13 protein-coding genes are annotated in these 18,640 nt (G+C 51.4%); 6 read left to right on the top strand and 7 right to left on the bottom strand.

All coding sequences use genetic code 11. The annotated features are described in order from the left end of the window. Positions 1–46: 46 nt before the first annotated feature. Entirely contained in the window at positions 47–628 is a 582-nt protein-coding gene (locus GU926_RS10310; protein ID WP_160691528.1) for an LOG family protein, read from the bottom strand. A gap of 327 nt (positions 629–955) precedes the next feature. Here GU926_RS10310 and GU926_RS10315 point away from each other — a divergent pair, with 327 nt between their 5' ends. Beyond that, complete coding sequence (locus GU926_RS10315; RefSeq protein WP_160691530.1) at positions 956–3,193, top strand: cation:proton antiporter domain-containing protein; 2,238 nt, start codon at positions 956–958, stop codon at positions 3,191–3,193. Between the two features lie 832 nt (positions 3,194–4,025). Here GU926_RS10315 and proS read toward each other — a convergent pair. Beyond that, positions 4,026–5,504, bottom strand: a complete 1,479-nt coding sequence (gene proS, locus GU926_RS10320; protein WP_160691532.1) for a proline--tRNA ligase — start codon at positions 5,502–5,504, stop codon at positions 4,026–4,028. A 211-nt stretch (positions 5,505–5,715) separates the two neighbouring features. Here proS and GU926_RS10325 point away from each other — a divergent pair, with 211 nt between their 5' ends. Together GU926_RS10325 and GU926_RS10330 are read left to right on the top strand one after the other, a co-directional pair. Next, positions 5,716–6,807 (top strand): hypothetical protein, encoded by a 1,092-nt coding sequence (locus GU926_RS10325; protein ID WP_160691534.1) that lies wholly within the window; start codon positions 5,716–5,718, stop codon positions 6,805–6,807. 24 nt (positions 6,808–6,831) lie between these two features. Next, the gene (locus GU926_RS10330) at positions 6,832–8,331 is read left to right on the top strand and encodes an OmpP1/FadL family transporter (RefSeq protein WP_160691536.1); all 1,500 of its coding nucleotides are present in this window, start codon (positions 6,832–6,834) and stop codon (positions 8,329–8,331) included. 111 nt (positions 8,332–8,442) lie between these two features. On the opposite strand, the gene lpdA is transcribed toward GU926_RS10330, so the two are convergent. The 4 genes from lpdA to GU926_RS10350 all read right to left on the bottom strand — a co-directional run bounded on the left by lpdA (position 8,443) and on the right by GU926_RS10350 (position 16,459). After that, entirely contained in the window at positions 8,443–9,846 is a 1,404-nt protein-coding gene (lpdA, locus tag GU926_RS10335) for a dihydrolipoyl dehydrogenase (RefSeq protein ID WP_160691538.1), read from the bottom strand. Positions 9,847–10,147: 301 nt separating this feature from the next. Further along, positions 10,148–11,794: a 2-oxoglutarate dehydrogenase complex dihydrolipoyllysine-residue succinyltransferase gene (odhB, locus tag GU926_RS10340; protein WP_160691540.1), complete on the bottom strand. Its 1,647-nt coding sequence runs from the start codon at positions 11,792–11,794 to the stop codon at positions 10,148–10,150. 84 nt (positions 11,795–11,878) lie between these two features. After that, positions 11,879–14,635, bottom strand: a complete 2,757-nt coding sequence (locus GU926_RS10345) for a 2-oxoglutarate dehydrogenase E1 component (protein WP_160691542.1) — start codon at positions 14,633–14,635, stop codon at positions 11,879–11,881. Positions 14,636–14,854: 219 nt separating this feature from the next. Further along, positions 14,855–16,459, bottom strand: a complete 1,605-nt coding sequence (locus tag GU926_RS10350) for a hypothetical protein (RefSeq protein WP_160691544.1) — start codon at positions 16,457–16,459, stop codon at positions 14,855–14,857. A 194-nt stretch (positions 16,460–16,653) separates the two neighbouring features. Between GU926_RS10350 and GU926_RS10355 the strand changes: the two genes are divergently transcribed. The 3 genes from GU926_RS10355 (at position 16,654) to GU926_RS10365 (ending at position 17,962) form a co-directional block, all read left to right on the top strand. Continuing rightward, positions 16,654–16,926, top strand: coding sequence for a hypothetical protein (locus tag GU926_RS10355; protein WP_160691546.1), 273 nt, complete (start codon positions 16,654–16,656; stop codon positions 16,924–16,926). A 113-nt stretch (positions 16,927–17,039) separates the two neighbouring features. Further along, positions 17,040–17,306 (top strand): hypothetical protein, encoded by a 267-nt coding sequence (locus GU926_RS10360; RefSeq protein WP_160691548.1) that lies wholly within the window; start codon positions 17,040–17,042, stop codon positions 17,304–17,306. 170 nt (positions 17,307–17,476) lie between these two features. Continuing rightward, entirely contained in the window at positions 17,477–17,962 is a 486-nt protein-coding gene (locus GU926_RS10365) for a very short patch repair endonuclease (RefSeq protein ID WP_160691550.1), read from the top strand. 69 nt (positions 17,963–18,031) lie between these two features. Here the strand turns inward: GU926_RS10365 and GU926_RS10370 are convergent, their stop codons facing one another. Continuing rightward, complete coding sequence (locus tag GU926_RS10370) at positions 18,032–18,583, bottom strand: hypothetical protein (RefSeq protein WP_160691552.1); 552 nt, start codon at positions 18,581–18,583, stop codon at positions 18,032–18,034. Positions 18,584–18,640 lie beyond the last annotated feature (57 nt).

The following is an 18,640-nucleotide window of genomic DNA, read 5'->3' on the forward strand; positions in this document are numbered from 1 at the left end:
AAATAGCATTATCCTGAAAATTCACTAGATCCAGTAAATCCTGTTTTTAGATTCGTTTTGTGTCTACCCATTTCTGCGTTAGGATGGGCGCATGGTGCAGGAGTTGGTCCAGCAGTTTTTCTGGCTCGCTTTCTACAATCAGATTGATGCGGTTCTCTTCTTTCAAGAAGCCTTCTGCCACGCTGTGGTCCAGCATCTGCAGAAACGCGTTGTAATACCCGTACACATTGTACAAGGCGGCAGGCTTTTGGATGATGCGGAGCTGGTTCCAGGTGACAATCTCACAGAACTCGTCAAACGTCCCGAAACCGCCGGGCATGGCCACAAACGCATCTGACTCCTCGGCCATCAGGGCTTTGCGCTCATGCATGGTCTGCACCACGTGTAGTTCTGTGAGGCCCATGTGCGCCACTTCCATGTCCACCAGACTCTGCGGAATCACGCCTAGCACGTCTCCACCGTGGGCCAGAACGGCATCGGCGATCACGCCCATGAGACCCACCTTTCCGCCGCCGTACACCAATCGTATGCCTTGCTGTGCAAACAAAACGCCCAGTTGGTGAGCAGCTTGCTGGTACACTGGATTGTGGCCGCTGCTGGCCCCGCAAAATATGGCTATGCTCTTCATGGAAATGGCTGGTTAAATGCGCTGCAAAAATAAGAAAAGGATTCTGGAAGAAGTCGCAGTTTTATGGTCGGGCTCTTTTAGGCAGCAGTGCGCAGTACGCACCTTTTAAACTTCATCAGGCCTCATGGATTTTCTACTGTGACTTATCCGCGTTTTTGGGCTCTTTTCCAGAAAACAGGCCAAAAACGACCTGCCTTACCCTCTCATGATTTCACTGGCAATCTTATTCCTCTGCCACGACACACCTGCCAGAACTGCGTATGCATAAAAGTCACCTGGCGGAGCCCGCTGGGCGGCGCATGTTTTCAGTCTCAACCCACCACCCAGATGGCAGACGTTACGGCCACCCATCTTCCGGCGCTCATCACAGACCTGGCCTTTATTCTGGGCACGGCAGGCATCACTACGCTCATCTTTAAGAAACTGAAACAGCCCTTAGTGCTGGGCTACATTCTGACGGGTCTGCTGGTAGGTCCCAACTTTGACTTCATGCCCACCATCACCGATGGAAAAACCATCAGCATCTGGGGCGAGATTGGGGTAATTTTCCTGCTGTTCAGCCTGGGGCTGGAGTTCAGTTTCAAGAAGCTGGCCAGGGTGGGCGGCACCGCATCGGTCACGGCCATGACCGAACTCCTGGGCATGATGACGCTGGGCTACGTGACCGGCCAGCTCCTGGGCTGGGACACCATCAACAGCTTGTTTTTGGGCGGCATCATGGCCATTTCCTCCACCACCATCATTCTTAGGGCCTTTGACGAGCTGGGCGTAAAAACCCAGAAGTTTACGGGCGTTGTCTTCGGGGTTCTGGTGGTGGAAGACTTGGTGGCCGTCTTGCTGCTGGTGCTTTTGTCTACGGTGGCCGTGAGCCAGCAGTTTGGCGGCGAGGCCTTGATGCTGGCCATGCTCAAGCTGGGCTTCTTTTTATCCATCTGGTTTCTGGGGGGCATTTACCTGGTACCGTCCTTTTTGCGCCGGGCCAGAAAACTCATGAGCGAAGAGACGCTGCTCATCATCTCGGTGGCCTTGTGTCTGCTCATGGTGGTACTGGCCTCTGAGGCCGGGTTTTCGCCGGCGCTGGGTGCCTTCATCATGGGTTCCATTCTGGCAGAGACGGTGTTCAACGAGAAGATTGAGCACCTCACCCGGTCTGTGAAGGATTTGTTTGGGGCCGTCTTCTTTGTGTCTGTGGGCATGCTCATCAACTTGTCTACCCTGGCAGAGCATCTAGGGCCGGTGCTGCTCATTTCCTGTATGCTCATTCTGGGCAAATTCACGTTCAGCACGCTGGGCGCGCTGGCTTCTGGGCAACCGCTCAAACAGGCCGTTCAGGTGGGGGTGAGCTTAACCCAGATTGGGGAGTTCTCCTTCATCATTGCCACGCTGGGCGTTACCTTGCAGGTCACCAGCCATTACCTGTATCCCATTGCGGTGGCGGTTTCTGCCCTCACTACCTTTACCACTCCGTTCCTGATCAGGTCTGCCGAGCCCCTGTATCATTTCCTGGAAAAGCACCTGCCCAGCCACTGGCAGAATAGACTGGACACCTACAGCTCCAGCGCCCAGTCCATCAGCCACGCCAGCGACTGGCAGTTGGTGCTGCGCGCGTTTGCCCAGATCATGATCACTAACTCAGTGGTATTGATTGGTATTATTCTACTCAACATCCAGTACCTGGGACCATTGGTGGCAGATACCTTTCCGGGGCTCTGGGGCAACCTCCTGACGGTGTTTCTGGCGCTGGTGCTCATGTCTCCGTTTATCTATGCCTTGTCCATCAGGCGCATTGGCTCACGCGCCTATTCCCGGCTCTGGCGCGACAAGAAATACGCCCGCGGCCCGCTGCTGGGGCTGGAGATCTGCCGGATTGTGCTGGCGCTTCTGTTTGTAGGGCTGTTGCTGGATCAGTTATTCTCCATCCAGGTGGCGCTTTTGATTGCGGCCCTTCTCATAGGCATCATTTTCCCGTTGCTCACGCACCGTCTGCGCAAAACCTATGACCGCATTGAACGCCGGTTCCTGACCAATCTCAACGAACGCGAGTTGGAGAATGAGTCGCCGGTGAAGAAGATTCTGCCCTGGGATGCCCACTTAGCTGAGTTCAGGGTGAGCCCGGACTCTTACTTTGCGGGCAGAACCCTGCTGGACCTGGCCCTGCGCGAGCGTTTTGGGGTGAACATTGCCCGCATAGAGCGCGGCAGTCGGGTCATTCCCGTCCCCCGGGGCACCGAGTGGCTCTACCCCGCAGACAAAATCACGGTCATCGGCACGGATGAGCAGCTAGCCCAGTTCAAACCCCACGTAGAGATTGACACCTCTGTCATGGACCTGGCCATGGACCAACCCGACATCTCACTGAGGCAAGTGGTGGTAGACAGCAAGTTTCCCTTTCTGCATCAGAGCATCCGAGACTCCGGCATCCGGGAAAAAACCAACGGCTTGATTGTAGGCATAGAACGACACGGCCACCGCATCTTAAACCCAGAGCCCAGCACCGTTTTTCAGACAGAGGACATTGTCTGGCTGGCCGGTGACACCCGCCTGATCAAATCCATTGATGGGTAAGTTGAACGCCTGTCTTTTGGGTGGCCCTTTGCTTTGAGATCGTTGGTTTTCAGCGGGTGGAATATATAGCCAAGACTATATTTTTAACGTCATTTATCTTATATTCGATGACCTCTGGCAGGTTTAGGTTTTTGGCACAAAGAGATGTTTTACTCCGCACTTAGTGCAGATAAATTGAATAGTTCTGCTTAGCAGATAGTTGGACAAAATTGATAAGATTAAAAATTTAAGGGATTGGAAACTGAATTCTTGATTACCTGCAGAGAGCTTTTCTTTAAAAAGACACATCCATTCGACTTTGAGAAAAGCACATTGGACGACTACCAAAAAGCAATAACATTAGGAAAAAGTATAATAGAAGAAAAAGGACTTCATAGTTTCCTGTACTTTCAAATGGAATGACAATACAGAGTCAACCTTTGGACAGCATTAATCGGACTTGAGTATATAAATCCAAACGAATCTCTAAAAGTACCAGAAAAGTTAATCGACGAGCTTTTAAATTCTGTTAAAGCTGGAGAAATAGCAGAGCTTCCAGAAACAACCACGAGAAACAGGCACAACTGGGTTAAAGAGCAAGAAATTAGGTTCGGCAAGAATGAGTAAAAACAACTTTCCTCAACATTGTATAACCGTCAGCTAGGCCGACGGCCGTCTCCGTGGTTTATACGAGACCGTTAGACATAACATTCAGAATGGAGTTAAAAACCGTTTTTAGCCTGTTTCCCAGAAAATAGCCCAAAAACGAAAAGCGGAAGCTGTTGTCACAACTTCCGCTTTTCTATGAATGACCGGAGACATTTTCACATCTCCTCATTTCCAAATCTTCAAATTAATACGCTCTGGCAAAGTATACGCGGCGCTTAGACGGCTGACCGGTGACCATGTCTACGCCGTCTTCCTCAGGCGTATCCAAGGCAATGCAACGAATAGTGGCCTTGGTTTCTTCCTTGATGCGTTCTTCGGTTTCTGGCGTGCCGTCCCAGTGCGCCAGGATGAAGCCCGGCTTCTCGTCTAGCAAACGCTTGAACTCCTCATAAGAATCTACCTTGGTGGTATTGGCTTCTCTAAAGTCAAAGGCGCGTTGGTAGATGTTGGCCTGAATCTCATCTAGTAAAGCCGGAATCAAATTCACCAGATCATCAAATTGCTGAGAGCTTTTCTCTTTGGTATCACGACGGGCAACCTCAGCGGTGCCATTTTCCAGGTCACGACCACCAATGGCGATGCGCACGGGTACGCCTTTCAGTTCCCACTCGGCAAACTTAAAGCCTGGGCGTTCGGTGTCACGGTCGTCAAACTTAACCGAGATGCCTTTGGCTTCCAGTTGTTTTTTCAGGGCCAAGACCTTTTCAGAAATCTGGGCCAGTTGCTCTTCGCCTTTGTAGATAGGCACAATCACTACCTGGATAGGTGCCAACTTTGGTGGCAATACCAGACCTTCATCATCTGAGTGGGCCATCACCAAGGCACCCATCAAACGCGTACTCACGCCCCAAGACGTTCCCCATACATATTCCAAGCCGCCTTCTTTGGTGGCGTATTTCACATCAAAGGCCTCGGCGAAGTTCTGCCCCAAAAAGTGAGACGTACCAGCCTGCAAGGCTTTGCCGTCTTGCATCAAACCTTCAATGCAATAAGTATCCAAAGCACCGGCAAAGCGCTCATTAGGCGTTTTCTTTCCGCGCACTACTGGCAATGCCAGGAAGTTCTCAGCGAAGTCAGCGTACACGTGCAGCATGCGCTCAGTTTCCTCTACGGCTTCTTGCGCGGTGGCGTGAGCAGTGTGGCCTTCTTGCCACAGGAACTCGGCGGTGCGCAGGAACAGGCGGGTGCGCATTTCCCAGCGCACTACGTTCGCCCATTGGTTGATGAGCAACGGCAAGTCGCGGTAGCTTTGAATCCATCCTTTGTAGGTGCTCCAGATGATGGCTTCTGAGGTAGGGCGCACAATCAGCTCTTCCTCCAGTTTGGCATTGGGGTCTACGCGCAGTTTTCCTTTTTTGTCGGGGTCGTTCTGCAGGCGGTAGTGGGTCACTACGGCGCATTCCTTGGCGAAGCCTTCGGCGTTCTGCTCTTCGGCCTCAAACAAACTTTTGGGTACAAATAGGGGGAAGTAGGCGTTGGAGTGTCCTGTAGCTTTAAACATGTCATCCAGGACGCGCTGCATTTTCTCCCAGATGGCGTAGCCGTACGGTTTAATGACCATACAGCCGCGCACGGCAGAATTCTCAGCCAGTCCGGCCTTTTTTACCAACTCATTGTACCAGAGGGAATAATCCTCACTGCGCTTAGGCAACCCTTTGCTCATTTTATGTATCTTTACTAGTGTGAATTATATAGCAATAATCTAATCTTCGGCATGGAATTTGCTTATTTATTCTTGAGCGCGTCCATACCTTTTCGGCTCAAAAATACGTTAATATATTATAATAGAAACGTTGGCGAACCGGATAGTAGTGATACCTGGCTTCGTGTTGAATAAAGTGTCCTTACCCAACTACTCTTATACCTGTACCATAATGAACCAGTTTACAAATAAAGTCCTGTTACTCCCCTTGCTTGGTTTCCTGGCGGCGGGCTGTAGCACGTCTTCTAACTTGCAGACCAGTGAGACAGATGACGTATATTTTTCCTCTAAAGACAAAGTCACGTACGTAGAGCCCACCTATGAGGAACGCTCCAACCAGGGAGCCTACGCAGAGGACGAAGGTTCTTCTGAGGACATCACGGAACGGGTAAGCGACCCAGAGACGTACGCGCAGGAACGCCGCTCTTCGCGCAACAATGACCCATACCAGTACTCGTACTATGATGCGCCGTTCGGCAACCCGTACTACGCGTACTCTCCTTATTATTCACCGTCCAGGTATTATGCCCGCGGGGCCATGTATGACCCGTGGTATGATCCTTTCTATGACCCGTTCTACAGACCTGTGGTCATGTATGATCCGTTCTGGCCGCGCCCTGTGTATGGTGGCGTAATGGTTTCCATTGGGCTGGGCTGGGGCAACCCCTGGGGCTACGGCTATGGCTACAGCCCTTATCGCTATGGCTATTACAACCCGTACCGCTACGGCGGCGGCTATTATGACGGTTACTACAGAGGCGATGTGTATGCCCGCAAAGTAAACTATGGCCCGCGCCATGACCGGTCTTCCAACGTTGGGAGCGCCGCTGCCACCAGAGCAGGTATTAGAGACAGCAGAGGTTCTGTGGTGGCGCCTAACAGCCGAAGCCGCTCTGCCAGTACGGCTCCAGATGGCGTAATCAGGTCTAGCCGCAGTTCAGACGCTTCTAGCTATCCGGCTACCAGAAGAAGAACCACCACGCGCCAATCTGAAGATGTGCAACCCGTGAACCGCAGCCGTTCTTCTGAGGTACAACAGCAGGAGCGTCCGGTACGCCGCAGAGAAAACGCGCCGTCCTCCCAAGGGCAGACGGAAACCCGCACCCGCGAAAGAACCCAGTCGCGGACTTCTTATGAACCAAGCCGTTCTTCTGAGCCTTCCCGCTCCTACGAACCTTCCCGTTCTTCTTCCTCCTCTTCTGGCAGCAGTGGCAGTTCTTCCGGAGGATCAAGTTCAGGATCAAGCCGAAGAGGCAGAAACTAATTTCTTCTTTTCTAACCCACGTACATGAAACGATACCGCTTTCTTCTGGCCTGCCTGGCGTTGCTAGGTAGTGCCGGGAAGGGCTTTGCTCAAAACGAAGCAGACGTCCTTAGATTCTCCCGCACTGATTTTGGCGGCACTGCCCGCACCTTAGGTCTTTCTGGCGCCAACGTGGCCCTGGGCGGCGATGCTGGCACATTGCTAGCCAACCCGGCTGGCCTGGGCCTGTTCAGACGTTCTGAAGTGACCGTCTCGGCGGGTCTTAACTTCAATGAGAACAACAGCACAGTCTACGGCACCTCGGCCTTGGATAACCGCAACAACCTGAACTTACCCCAGGTAGGCCTGGTCATTTCTACCCGCAAGGCAGATGACGAAGAGGGCGACTGGCGTTCTGGGGCGTTTGGTATTGGTTTTACCCGCATCAACAACTTCAACCAACGTCTGGCCTACAACGGCACCAGCCCGGCCTCTGCCATGAAGTTTGGCGAGTATGCCGCCCAACAGGCCAATGCCAACGGATTGAGTCCGTCTGGCTCCAACCCTTTCTCCCTGCAGGATCTGGCTTTTGACACCTATTTGATTGATGAGGATGCCCAAGGTTTCTTCGCGCCTAATCTCAATGATGTGAACCAATTCTCTGAAACCATCCAGACCAGCGGCTCACAGAACCAGTGGGACCTGTCTTACGGGGCCAGTTTTAGAGACAAGCTCTTCTTAGGGGCGTCTGTGGGCATTACCTCGCTGCGCTACAAACGCACCAGAACCTATTCAGAGCAGGACCCGGCTACAGACATCACCAGCCTCACGCTGCGCGATGAACTGCTTACCGAAGGTTCTGGCGTGATGCTGAAAGTGGGGGCTATCTTTAAACCAAGTGATGCTGTGCGCTTTGGGGTTACTGTGCAGACGCCTACCTGGTACACCTTGCGCGATGCCTACAATACCAGTCTGGAGGTAAACTATAAAAATGAGCCTGCGGCGGGCGTTAGCCTGAACCAATATGCGTACACAGACCCGGGCGAGTTTGAATACAACCTGACCACGCCCTTTAGAGCAAGCGGAGGAGCCGCCGTCTTCCTGGGTAAGAATGGATTCATCACCGCAGACGTAGAATATGTTGATTACAGCAACGGCCGTTTAAGCGCTGACGACTATTCTTTCAGTGAGGCCAACCAAGCCACTCGTTCTGCTTACAAAAGCGCAGTGAACTACCGACTGGGTGCCGAGGGACGCTTTGACGTCTTCAGAGTAAGAGCTGGTTACGGCCTTTACGGTGATCCATTCAAAGACAGTGACATTGACCAGTCTAAGACCTTCTTCAGCGGAGGCGTTGGTTTGAGACAAAACAACTACTTCATAGATGCGGCCTACGTGCACAGCCAATACAAGAGCCTGTATGCGCCCTACACCAACGTAGACGTGAACAACTCCAGCTCTGAGTACTTTGGCTTGGAGACGCCTTTGGTGACCACTGAAAACAAGAACCATAACTTCGTGCTCACCTTCGGCTGGAATTTCTAAACCCCGTTTTTGGGCTGTTTCCTGGAAAACAGGCCAAAAACGACATAAAAGAGAAGGCCTCTCCTGAATCATCAGGGGAGGCCTTCTCTTTTATAAGCTATCTGGTATGAATTAGATATGAATCGCTCTGTTCTCAGTAGCGGCTAGACAGGCTTCTTTCATGGCCTCGGTGTAGGTTGGGTGCGCGTGGCTCATGCGCGCGATGTCCTCAGCGGACGCTCTGAACTCCATGGCCACTACGGCCTCAGCGATCATATCTGCGGCGCGTGGCCCAATCATGTGCACACCCAAAATCTCATCTGTCTGCGCATCTGCCAACACCTTCACAAAACCGTCTGTGTCCATAGACGCTTTGGCACGTCCCGATGCTTTGAACGGGAAGGAACCCGCTTTGTAAGCACGGCCCTGTTCTTTCAATTGCTCCTCATTCAAACCAACACCAGCTACTTCTGGCCACGTATAGACTACACCCGGGATTAGGTTATAATTGATGTGCGGCTTTTGACCTACAATCTGCTCGGCAACTAGTACACCTTCTTCTTCGGCTTTGTGGGCCAGCATGGCACCGCGTACTACGTCCCCAATGGCGTAAATGCCCGGTACGTTGGTTTGCAAATGGTCATCTACGGCGATCATACCACGTTCTGCCATCTGAACACCAGCATTCTCCAAGCCCAGGCCCTCAGTGTACGGCTTACGGCCCACAGACACCAGGCAATAGTCGCCTTCCATGGTGATGGTTTCTCCTTTAGGGGTTTCGGCAGTTACCTTTACCACATCGCCTTCTACCTGCGCACCCGTCACTTTATGCCCGAAGAAGAACTGGAAGCCCAATGTCTTCTTTAACACGCGCTGTAGTTCTTTACCCAAGGCACGGTCCATAGTTGGAATCAAGGCGTCTGTGTATTCAACCACAGAAACTTTCGCGCCCAGACGCGCATAAACAGAACCTAGCTCCAAACCAATCACGCCGCCGCCAATCACAATCATGTGCTTAGGCACCTCTTTCAAGGTCAAAGCCTCGGTAGACGTGATGATGCGGTTTTTGTCAATGGGCAAGAATGGCAAATTCACCGGCTTAGAACCAGTCGCGATGATGGTTTTATCGGTTTCAATTTGCTGTTCGGCGCCGTCCTGACCGGTGATTTTAACGGTGTTTTTGTTCACGAAAGAGCCAAGACCGTTGTACACGTCAATCTTGTTCTTCTTCATGAGGTAGGCAATCCCGTCGTTGTTGGACTTCACCACGCCGCTTTTGCGGGTAATCATCTGCTCCAAATTCACCTGCAGGTTCTCCAAGTCAATGCCGTGCTCCTTAAAGGTGTGCGCGGCGTTGTGATAATGCTCAGACGAATCCAACAATGCCTTAGACGGAATACAGCCTACGTTTAAGCAAGTACCACCTAAAACCGAATATTTCTCAATGATGGCTGTTTTCAGACCCAACTGCGCACAGCGAATAGCGGCTACATAGCCTCCCGGACCTGAACCAATGACCGTTACATCGTATTTCATGTTCTTTCTTTTTTAAAGAGGAAGAATTCCTCGTTCTCAAAAATTTATGCAACAGAGTAAACTCTATAACTGTTTTTGGCTTCTTTTCGTGAAAACAAGCCAAAAACGCCCATCCTGTCATCCTGAAAGGATCTCGTGAGCAAGCTAGATAGGCACTTACTAAATGCCTTTACAGTTCCCACCAAGATCCTTTCAGGAAGACAAAGGGGGAAGAGATAACTAGCAATCTTTGCTTCTGTCGCTTATCAAAATAATGGAGGAGCAAACCCTTCGTTCACTCCTCCATCATTGAATCTATTTATTAAACACCTAAAAGCAGTCTCATTGGGTCTTCCAGCAATTCTTTCACGCGCACCAAGAAGCTTACCGACTCACGACCGTCAATAATGCGGTGGTCATACGATAGCGCCAGGTACATCATTGGTCTGATTTCCACTTGGTTGTTGATGGCTACCGGACGGTTCACGATGTTGTGCATACCCAGGATAGCTGACTGCGGTGCGTTGATGATAGGCGTTGACATCATAGACCCGAACACACCCCCGTTGGTGATAGTGAAGGTACCGCCGGTCATCTCGTCAATACCCAGTTTGTTCTCGCGGGCACGCTTGGCCAGACGCACTACCTCTTTCTCAATACCGTCCAGGCTCAGGCCTTCGGCGTTGCGGATAACCGGAACCACCAGACCTTTAGGCGCAGACACGGCAATAGAAATATCGCAGAAGTCGTTGAAGATCATTTCACCACCATCAATCTGGGCGTTTACCGCTGGCCATTCTTTAAGAGCTACGGTACAGGCTTTGATGAAGAAGGACATGAAGCCTAAACCTACCTCGTGCTTTTCTTTAAACGTCTCTTTGTACTTGGCTCTGATGTCCATGATTGGTTTCATGTCTACCTCATTGAAAGTAGTCAACATGGCCGTCTCATTTTTCACAGACACCAATCTGCGGGCCACCGTCTTGCGCAACGAGGTCATTTTCTCACGGCGTGAGTTTCTTGAACCCGCCACCGCTGGAGCTGATGCTTGAGAAGTAGCCGGGGCAGAAGCTGCGGCTGGTTGAGCGGCAGGAGCTGCCGGACGAGTCTGTGCGTTCTGCGCGTCTTCCTTGGTGATGCGTCCGTCACGGCCAGAACCGCTTACATCAGAAGCGGAGATGCCTTTCTCAGAAAGGATTTTACCCGCCGCTGGTGATGGAGTTCCGCTGGCGTAGGTAGATGCACCGCCTGCTAGAGCAGAAGCCGCTTGCGCTGGCTGTGCCGCTGGAGCACTTGCCTTAGGAGCCGAAGCGCCTGAACCAGCACCCACCTCAATACGGCATATGGTAGCGCCAATTTCTACGGTTTCGCCTTCCTGGGCTACAATACGCAATACGCCGGCGGCCTCAGCGGGTAACTCAAACGTGGCTTTGTCAGATTCTAGCTCGCATAGCACTTCGTCCATGTTCACTTGGTCACCGTCGGCTTTTACCCATTTGGCAATGGTTACTTCGGTGATAGATTCGCCTACGGTCGGGATTTTGATATCAATGGTTTGACCGGTCCCGGTACTCGCCTGCCCTGCGCTTCCGCCTTCTGTAGGTTGGTTCTGGGCATCGCGGCTAGGAACCTGCTCGGCTACCGGAGTGCTTTGCGGGTCAGAAACGGTTTTAGTTTCTACCATGCCTTCTTGCGTAGTGGCAGCGGCTGGTTTTGGAGCCGAAGCGCCAGCGCCTGAACCTTCAATCACGCAGATAACCGCGCCTACTGGAATAGTGTCTCCTTCTTGCGCTTGAATACGAAGTACACCAGCGGCTTCAGCGGGCAGTTCAAAGGTGGCCTTGTCAGATTCCAGCTCACAGATGATTTCATCCATGGCCACTTGGTCACCGTCATGCTTCAACCATTTGGCAACGGTTACTTCGGTGATGGATTCGCCGACTACCGGCACTTTCACTTCTAATGACATATCTTTTTGATTAAGATGAACTTAATACGCTTCCGTTTTTGGGCTATTTCCTGAAAAGTAGCACAAAAACGGAAGCTTTCTTAGTTAAATGGAAAAGGCTTTTTCTACAATGGCACGTTGCTCTTTCTGGTGCACTTTGTTGTAACCAGTAGCCGGCGACGAGCTTGATTTACGGGAAACCACGTCTACTACCGCATTGCGCATAGTGCTTAAAATGTACGTCCAAGCACCCATGTTATAAGGTTCTTCTTGTACCCAATAAATTTGGGCGTTCGGGTATTTGGCCAGCTCTGCCTGCAACTGCACTTTAGGGAACGGATGCAACTGCTCTAGACGAACAATGGCTACATCCGTACGGCCTGTCTTCTGCTGTTCCTCCAGAAGGTCATAGTATACTTTACCAGTACACAGCAACACTTTGGTTACAGCGTTCGCATCGGCAAAGCCGTCGCCAATCACTTCTTGGAACGAGCCTTGGGTGAAGTCTTCAATGGGAGACATCACTGCCTGGTGGCGCAACATAGACTTAGGCGACATGTGAATACACGGCTTTCTAAACGGCGTAGCCAACTGGCGACGCAGCATATGGAAGAAGTTAGCCGGCGTGGTACAGGTGGTCACATACATGTTGTACTCGGCGGCCAGCTGCAAGAAGCGCTCTGGGCGGGCATTGGAGTGCTCGGGTCCCTGGCCTTCATACCCGTGCGGCAATAACATCACCACGCCGTTCATGCGTTGCCACTTAGACTCTGTAGAAGAGATGAACTGGTCAATCATGACCTGCGCACCGTTGGCAAAATCCCCAAACTGGGCTTCCCAAATCACCAAGGCATTCGGGTTGGCCATGGCGTAACCAAACTCATATCCTAACACGCCATACTCAGAAAGCAGGGAGTTGTAGATATGCAGTTGTTGCTGGCCTTCGGCGATGTGATTCAAGTTGGTATAGGCGGCGCTGGTGTTGGCGTCATGCAACACCGCGTGGCGGTGTGAGAACGTACCCCGTTGCACGTCCTGTCCAGACATACGCACAATCTTGCCTTCCAGAAGAATAGAACCATAGGCTAACAATTCAGCCGAGGCCCAGTTCAACGAGCGGTTGTTGAAGAACATGTCCTGGCGCTCTTTGGTCAACTTCTCAATCTGCTTGAGCGGTTTGAAGTTTTCTGGCAGGGTGGTCAAAGCCTTTCCTACCTTCTCAATCGCCTCAATAGAAATGCCCGTCTCAGGTGATTGGTCAAAATCCTCTGGCGTTGAGCGGCGCAGTTCTTGCCATTCTTTCTCCAAGTTTTGGTAGTTGTAAGGCAAAGGCTTCTGCTTGACCATGTCCAGACGGTCTTGCAGCATGTTTCTAAACTGCTTGTCCATCTCCTCGGCCACCTGCGCGTCTACATCACCGCGGCTCACCAGGGTTTTGTTGTAAATCTCGCGGGGGTTCTGGTGCTTAGAGATTAAGTTATACAACTGCGGCTGCGTGAACTTAGGCTCATCTGCTTCATTGTGGCCATGACGTCTATAACACACCATGTCAATGAAGATGTCATTCTTGAATTTCTGACGATATTCTGTAGCCAGGCGTACGGCAAATACCACTGCCTCTGGATCATCTCCATTCACGTGCAGTACCGGTGCGTCAATGACTTTAGCCAAATCTGTGCAGTAGATAGACGTACGGGCGTCTTCAAAATCTGTGGTGAAACCAACCTGGTTGTTGATCACAAAGTGAACGGTACCGCCGGTGCTGTAGCCTTCCAGCTTCGCCATTTGAATCACCTCATAGCCAATGCCCTGACCGGCTACGGCCGCGTCACCGTGTATTAAGATAGGCAGGATTTTAGAAGAATCTTTGCCGTACATAGTGTCAATCTTGGCGCGCACGAAGCCTTCTACCACTGGGTTCACCGCTTCTAAGTGCGATGGGTTGGGTGCGAGTTTCAAGTTCACTTTATGGCCAGACGGCGTCTCTACCTCGCTGGAATAGCCCATGTGGTATTTCACATCGCCATCGCCCATGGTCAAATCCGGCACGGCCGTTCCCTCAAACTCAGAGAAGATCTGCTCATAGGTTTTGCCCATGATGTTGGCCAGCACGTTCAAACGACCGCGGTGCGCCATGCCAATCACCACTTCCTCCACGCCCAGTTCAGAGCCTTTGTCAATGATGGCATCTAAGGCCGGGATAGTGGTTTCTCCACCTTCCAGAGAGAAGCGTTTCTGCCCCAAGAATTTAGTGTGCAGGAAGTTCTCAAACACCACTGCCTCGTTCAGCTTGGAAAGAATGCGCTTCTTATATTCTATTGACGGATTAAACGCCAGAGAATCTTTCTCTACTTTCTTTTTAAACCAATCCAGCACCTCTGGGTCCCGGATGTACATGTATTCAAACCCGATGGAATCCTCATAAATGCTCTGCAGGGCGTTGATGATGTCCCGCAACTTGGCGTTGCCTAATCCAAGTTCAGTGCCAGACTGGAAGGATGTGTCCAGGTCTGCGTCAGAAAGGCCAAACTCCTGAATGTCAAGGCGGGCTTTTCTGTCTTTTCTGGGTCTAACCGGATTGGTTTTGGCTCTCAGGTGAGCCCGCGAACGGTACGCATGTATTAAATTACGTACCTGGATTTCTTTCTCCACTGCCCCGGCAGATGCACCAGCACCAGGCACTGAGGCGGGAGCAGAAGTAGCGCCGGCTCCGTTTTCCCCTGGGTAGGTATCAGAGAACTCATAACCTTCAAAAAACTTACGCCATCCAAATTCAACTGATTCTGGATCTGCCTTGAATTGCTTGTAAAGCTCATCTATGTAAGCTCCGTGGGCATTGGCGATATAAGAGTATTTATCCATAAGTGTGTGTTCTTCTTTACTCAACAATGCCAAAGTAAAGAAAGGTTTTTAAATTGATGTCCCTTTTATTCGCATAAGCAAATATAGATGATTATCAAATGATAGCTGACATGGCCGCAATATCTATAACCCTCTAAAGAGACGCACCATTTCTGTACGCAATACTAAAGGAAAAGATAAATTCCCATGGAAAGAGCTTCCTCAGAATGCAAGGGCCCTTTATTTATCTCTGAACCTAATGAGCGTTTCAATTTTTCCTTCAGATAATTGAACGTCTGTCTCCTCGCTTTTAGCCACTTTCACGTTGGCTTTACCATCAATGACCACCGTTTTCTTTCGCCAGCCTTCTACAGAAGAATTATCCGTTACCACGTCAACGCCTTTGCCTCCATACACATACAAGGTAGAGCCCACCAGCACATCGCCTTTTATATCAAAGACGTCATCACCGCCCAGGCCGTGCAATTCTATTTTACTTGTCTCACTGGCGAAAAACGTTCTGCTGTAGTTCTTACTCGCATTGACGCCGTTTTCATTCAATCTATAGACCTCTACCACGGTCCTGCCCTGCGCAAGACGCTGCACCAGAAAGCGCTCTGGCTCATCTGAGCCGGCCACTATCACTTGTTTGGCCAGGATATGGTAATACTCATCTGCCACCTTGGCAAGTTGCTGGCGCCTGATTCTAAGGGTTTCATACGTTTCCTGCCCTACCAAATCATACACAGACGGCGGAAGCTGGCGTACGGCGGTCTGCAGCACAGAATCTGTGAGCGACATCTGCAGCTCGCGGGCTATCCGCCTGAAATCTGCCAAGGAGACCTCTGAGAGCGCGCGGGCATCCAGAAAAGAAGCGTTGATGGTCAGCCCAAACACGTCTCTGAACGCGGGATGGAAAGACTCAAACTTACGGGCGGCAAACTTGCGCGTGGCCAGCCAGGGCAGCAACCCGTCATCATACCAGCAGAGGGCCTGGTCACGGTCTTTGGGAATGGGTTTGTACCAGGTCTCGGTGCCTTGCTTGTACTCGGCCCAGTCCCATTGTCCCTCATGCCGATCCCAGTCGCTCACCAGCAGGTCTAGCAGGCGCGCACGGGCAAAGGCCCACTGGTCTATCTTATGGTGCGGAGACGCATAACGGCGCTGCAACACATCTTCGGTTTCCACCAGGTCTGTGGCTGCCCCAAATTTCTTGGTGAGAGATGCCTTGGACGTATACTTTTCCTCTATTAAAAAAAGGCGGTTGCTGAACAGCTCTGAATATTGTTTGAAACTCTTGTCTGAAGGCAGCACGAACACCAACCTGGGCGTAGGGTGAAAAATGCCGAGGGCCTCGGCCAGCGGGGCCACCACCAGCGCCGCGTACGGATTGGTGGCAGACACCTGGTCCCGCACGAAGCTGCCCACAAAGGTCTTGCGCCAGAAAGGAGACAACACGCTAATAGGGTCTTTGTCCAAGGACCGGAGGGCCCAGCGGTGGCCGGTAGAATCTGTGAGGGTGAGGCTGGTGGTCTGCATGCCGCCGCCCAGTTTCTCTATGCGCAGGCCGCCAGCCATTTCATCCATATGAAACACCTTGGCCTTTACTTGGGCCGCCCAAACAGGCCGGTAATGCTTGCCTAGAAAGAATTCGCCTATTTTACTGGTCTGGTAATGCGCGCCGGCGCTGGCAATCACGCTGTCTGGCATGGCCTGCAAATGGCGGTTTTCTCCAAAGAAATCACCAGACTGCAGCACGCTGGGTGCAGACTCGTGGGCAAAGAAGTAGCTGGCCACCCCAAAAAGTAAGATCAAGAATACTAGGGCCAGAAAAAGCTTCCTCATGGTAAACACTTCATACGTAATTGAACCGCTTTACCTTAAAAATACCTCAAAGGTTAGCAGAAGTACGGAGCGTTTTTGGCTTCTTTTTCAGAAAATAGCCTAAAAACGCTATCTTTAACCAATCGGCGCGGGCACTAACCTTGTAGCAAAATCCTGCGTTTACATTGTTCCAATCCATTTAAAAAACTGATACCATGGCAAATAGCGCTACTTACACCGGAATCACCCCTGAACTATACAACAACCTGCGCAGCAAACTGGGCGCCGCCGGCATTGAGCTGCAAGGCACCAACGGAAGAGTTTCTAAACAAGGCGTCACCGCTGACTATGCCTATGAAGAGGGAGCCCAGACGCTGCACATCAACAATGTGGGGGTGAGTTTCCCGGCCAGCATGATGTTCAGCCCAGACAAGATCATTGAGAAAATCAACGAAGCCGTGCGTTCTGCGGGTGGCCAGGTGGCATAATCTGTTTTTGCCTCATCCAAGCTGACGCGTTTGCGTATAAAAGTCCTGGCCCGCGCCCTTTCAGGTGCATAGGCCGGGACTTCTTTATTCACGCAAACTCAGAAACTACCATCATGGAACAATCAACTAACACCTCTTCTGCCTTGGTGCAGCCTAAAGACCTGGCTCGCACGGTTGAATCTATCATGCACGTGTACCAGGGCAAGCACGACGTCTTGCCAGAACTGCTTTCAGACGCTGGCAAGCTGCTCTTGAGAACCAGACAGAAAATGAGCCCGATGCAGATGATCCTGGCCGTGGCGGCTGTGGCCATTGGGGCCATTGTGCTGGTCAACTACTCTGGTCATCAGTTTGCAGACGCAGAGGAAATACACGACTAAGCGTAGGCTTCTCACAAAAACAGAAGGCCCCGTTTGCTTGAGCAAACGGGGCCTTCTGTTTTTGGCCTTTTTCCTAGAAAATAGGCCAAAAACGACAAAAGCGTCAATTTTGATGGCTAATCGGGCACTCTCTACGCGTGGCAGGGGTTTACTTCTTACCGCTCCTTATTATGCAGAAGCCCCGTAAAAAGAAAAAGAAATACCGCCTGCCCGCCACGCCTCCCTTAACGGCCCAAGAGCGTGTGAGCAAGAACATGCGGGCCAACAAAAGCAAAAATACCCAGCCTGAGGTTACCTTACGAAAAGCTTTGTGGCAAGCGGGTCTGCGCGGCTATAGACTGCACTGGAAACACGCTCCCGGCAAGCCGGACATCTGTTACCCCGGCCGCCAACTGGCCATTTACGTGCACGGCTGTTTCTGGCACCGCTGTCCGCACTGTCAGCCCGCTTTACCTAAATCCAACACCACTTTCTGGGAAGAGAAATTTGCCAAAAACCAAGCAAGAGACCAGAGGCATCGCGCTCAACTAAAAGCCGCTAACTGGCAGGTACTGGTTATCTGGGAATGCCAACTACAACAAGACTTGGCCGGCTGCCTGTTTGCGATTAAGGCCTTGCATGAAGGCGTACCAGATAGTTATTCCTGGGCAGCATAGATTAGTCTTTCCAGCAAATATGCCAAGGTCGGGTAAAACCAGTTCAATTGTAAACTATCCCACCTGACCTCATTTCCACCTAACCGGCAGTCCCAGCTTTCTAGCCGCATAACCCGCCGCTGAATTGTGCAGTAAAGGCAACACTGCATTTACCTCGTCCTCAAACTCTACGTGCAGGTCTTCATGCAGCTTGGCTAGCTTCTGTACAACTTCCTCTGCGCGCTTGGCCAGGAACTGTCCCAGCGCTTCATTGGCGCCGCTCAGTGTATGCAAGTGTTCTTTCTGATAGGTCAACGTCTCCTGTAGCAACTGCAGCAACAACCAAATTTCACCTTCCAGGTCATCCGTGATTTTTACATGATGGGCCAGCAGCGGGCAGACTTGTCTCAGGCAAATTAAAAGCTCAGAGGCGTTGTAGTAAAAGCCTTTGGTGTGGGTTTGAATGTGGGCCTGCAAGGCGGCACGCCGGGTAGCCATTGCGTCTTCGCCTTCCAGCAGCTCAAAGGCCATTTGTTCCTGTAGAATGGGGTTGCCGGAAAGCAGTTGCAAGAGCAATTTGTCTTTTCTGGAAGCGGGTAGTTCTACCACGGCTCTCCTAAGGGTTTTCTCTAGTACGGGCATAGGGTACGGTTACCGATACAGAACACGCAAAAGCCTGTAAATATTCCCTTTACCGCG

The organism is Nibribacter ruber (genome assembly GCF_009913235.1).
In the GTDB taxonomy this organism is placed as follows: Bacteria; Bacteroidota; Bacteroidia; order Cytophagales; family Hymenobacteraceae; genus Nibribacter; species Nibribacter ruber.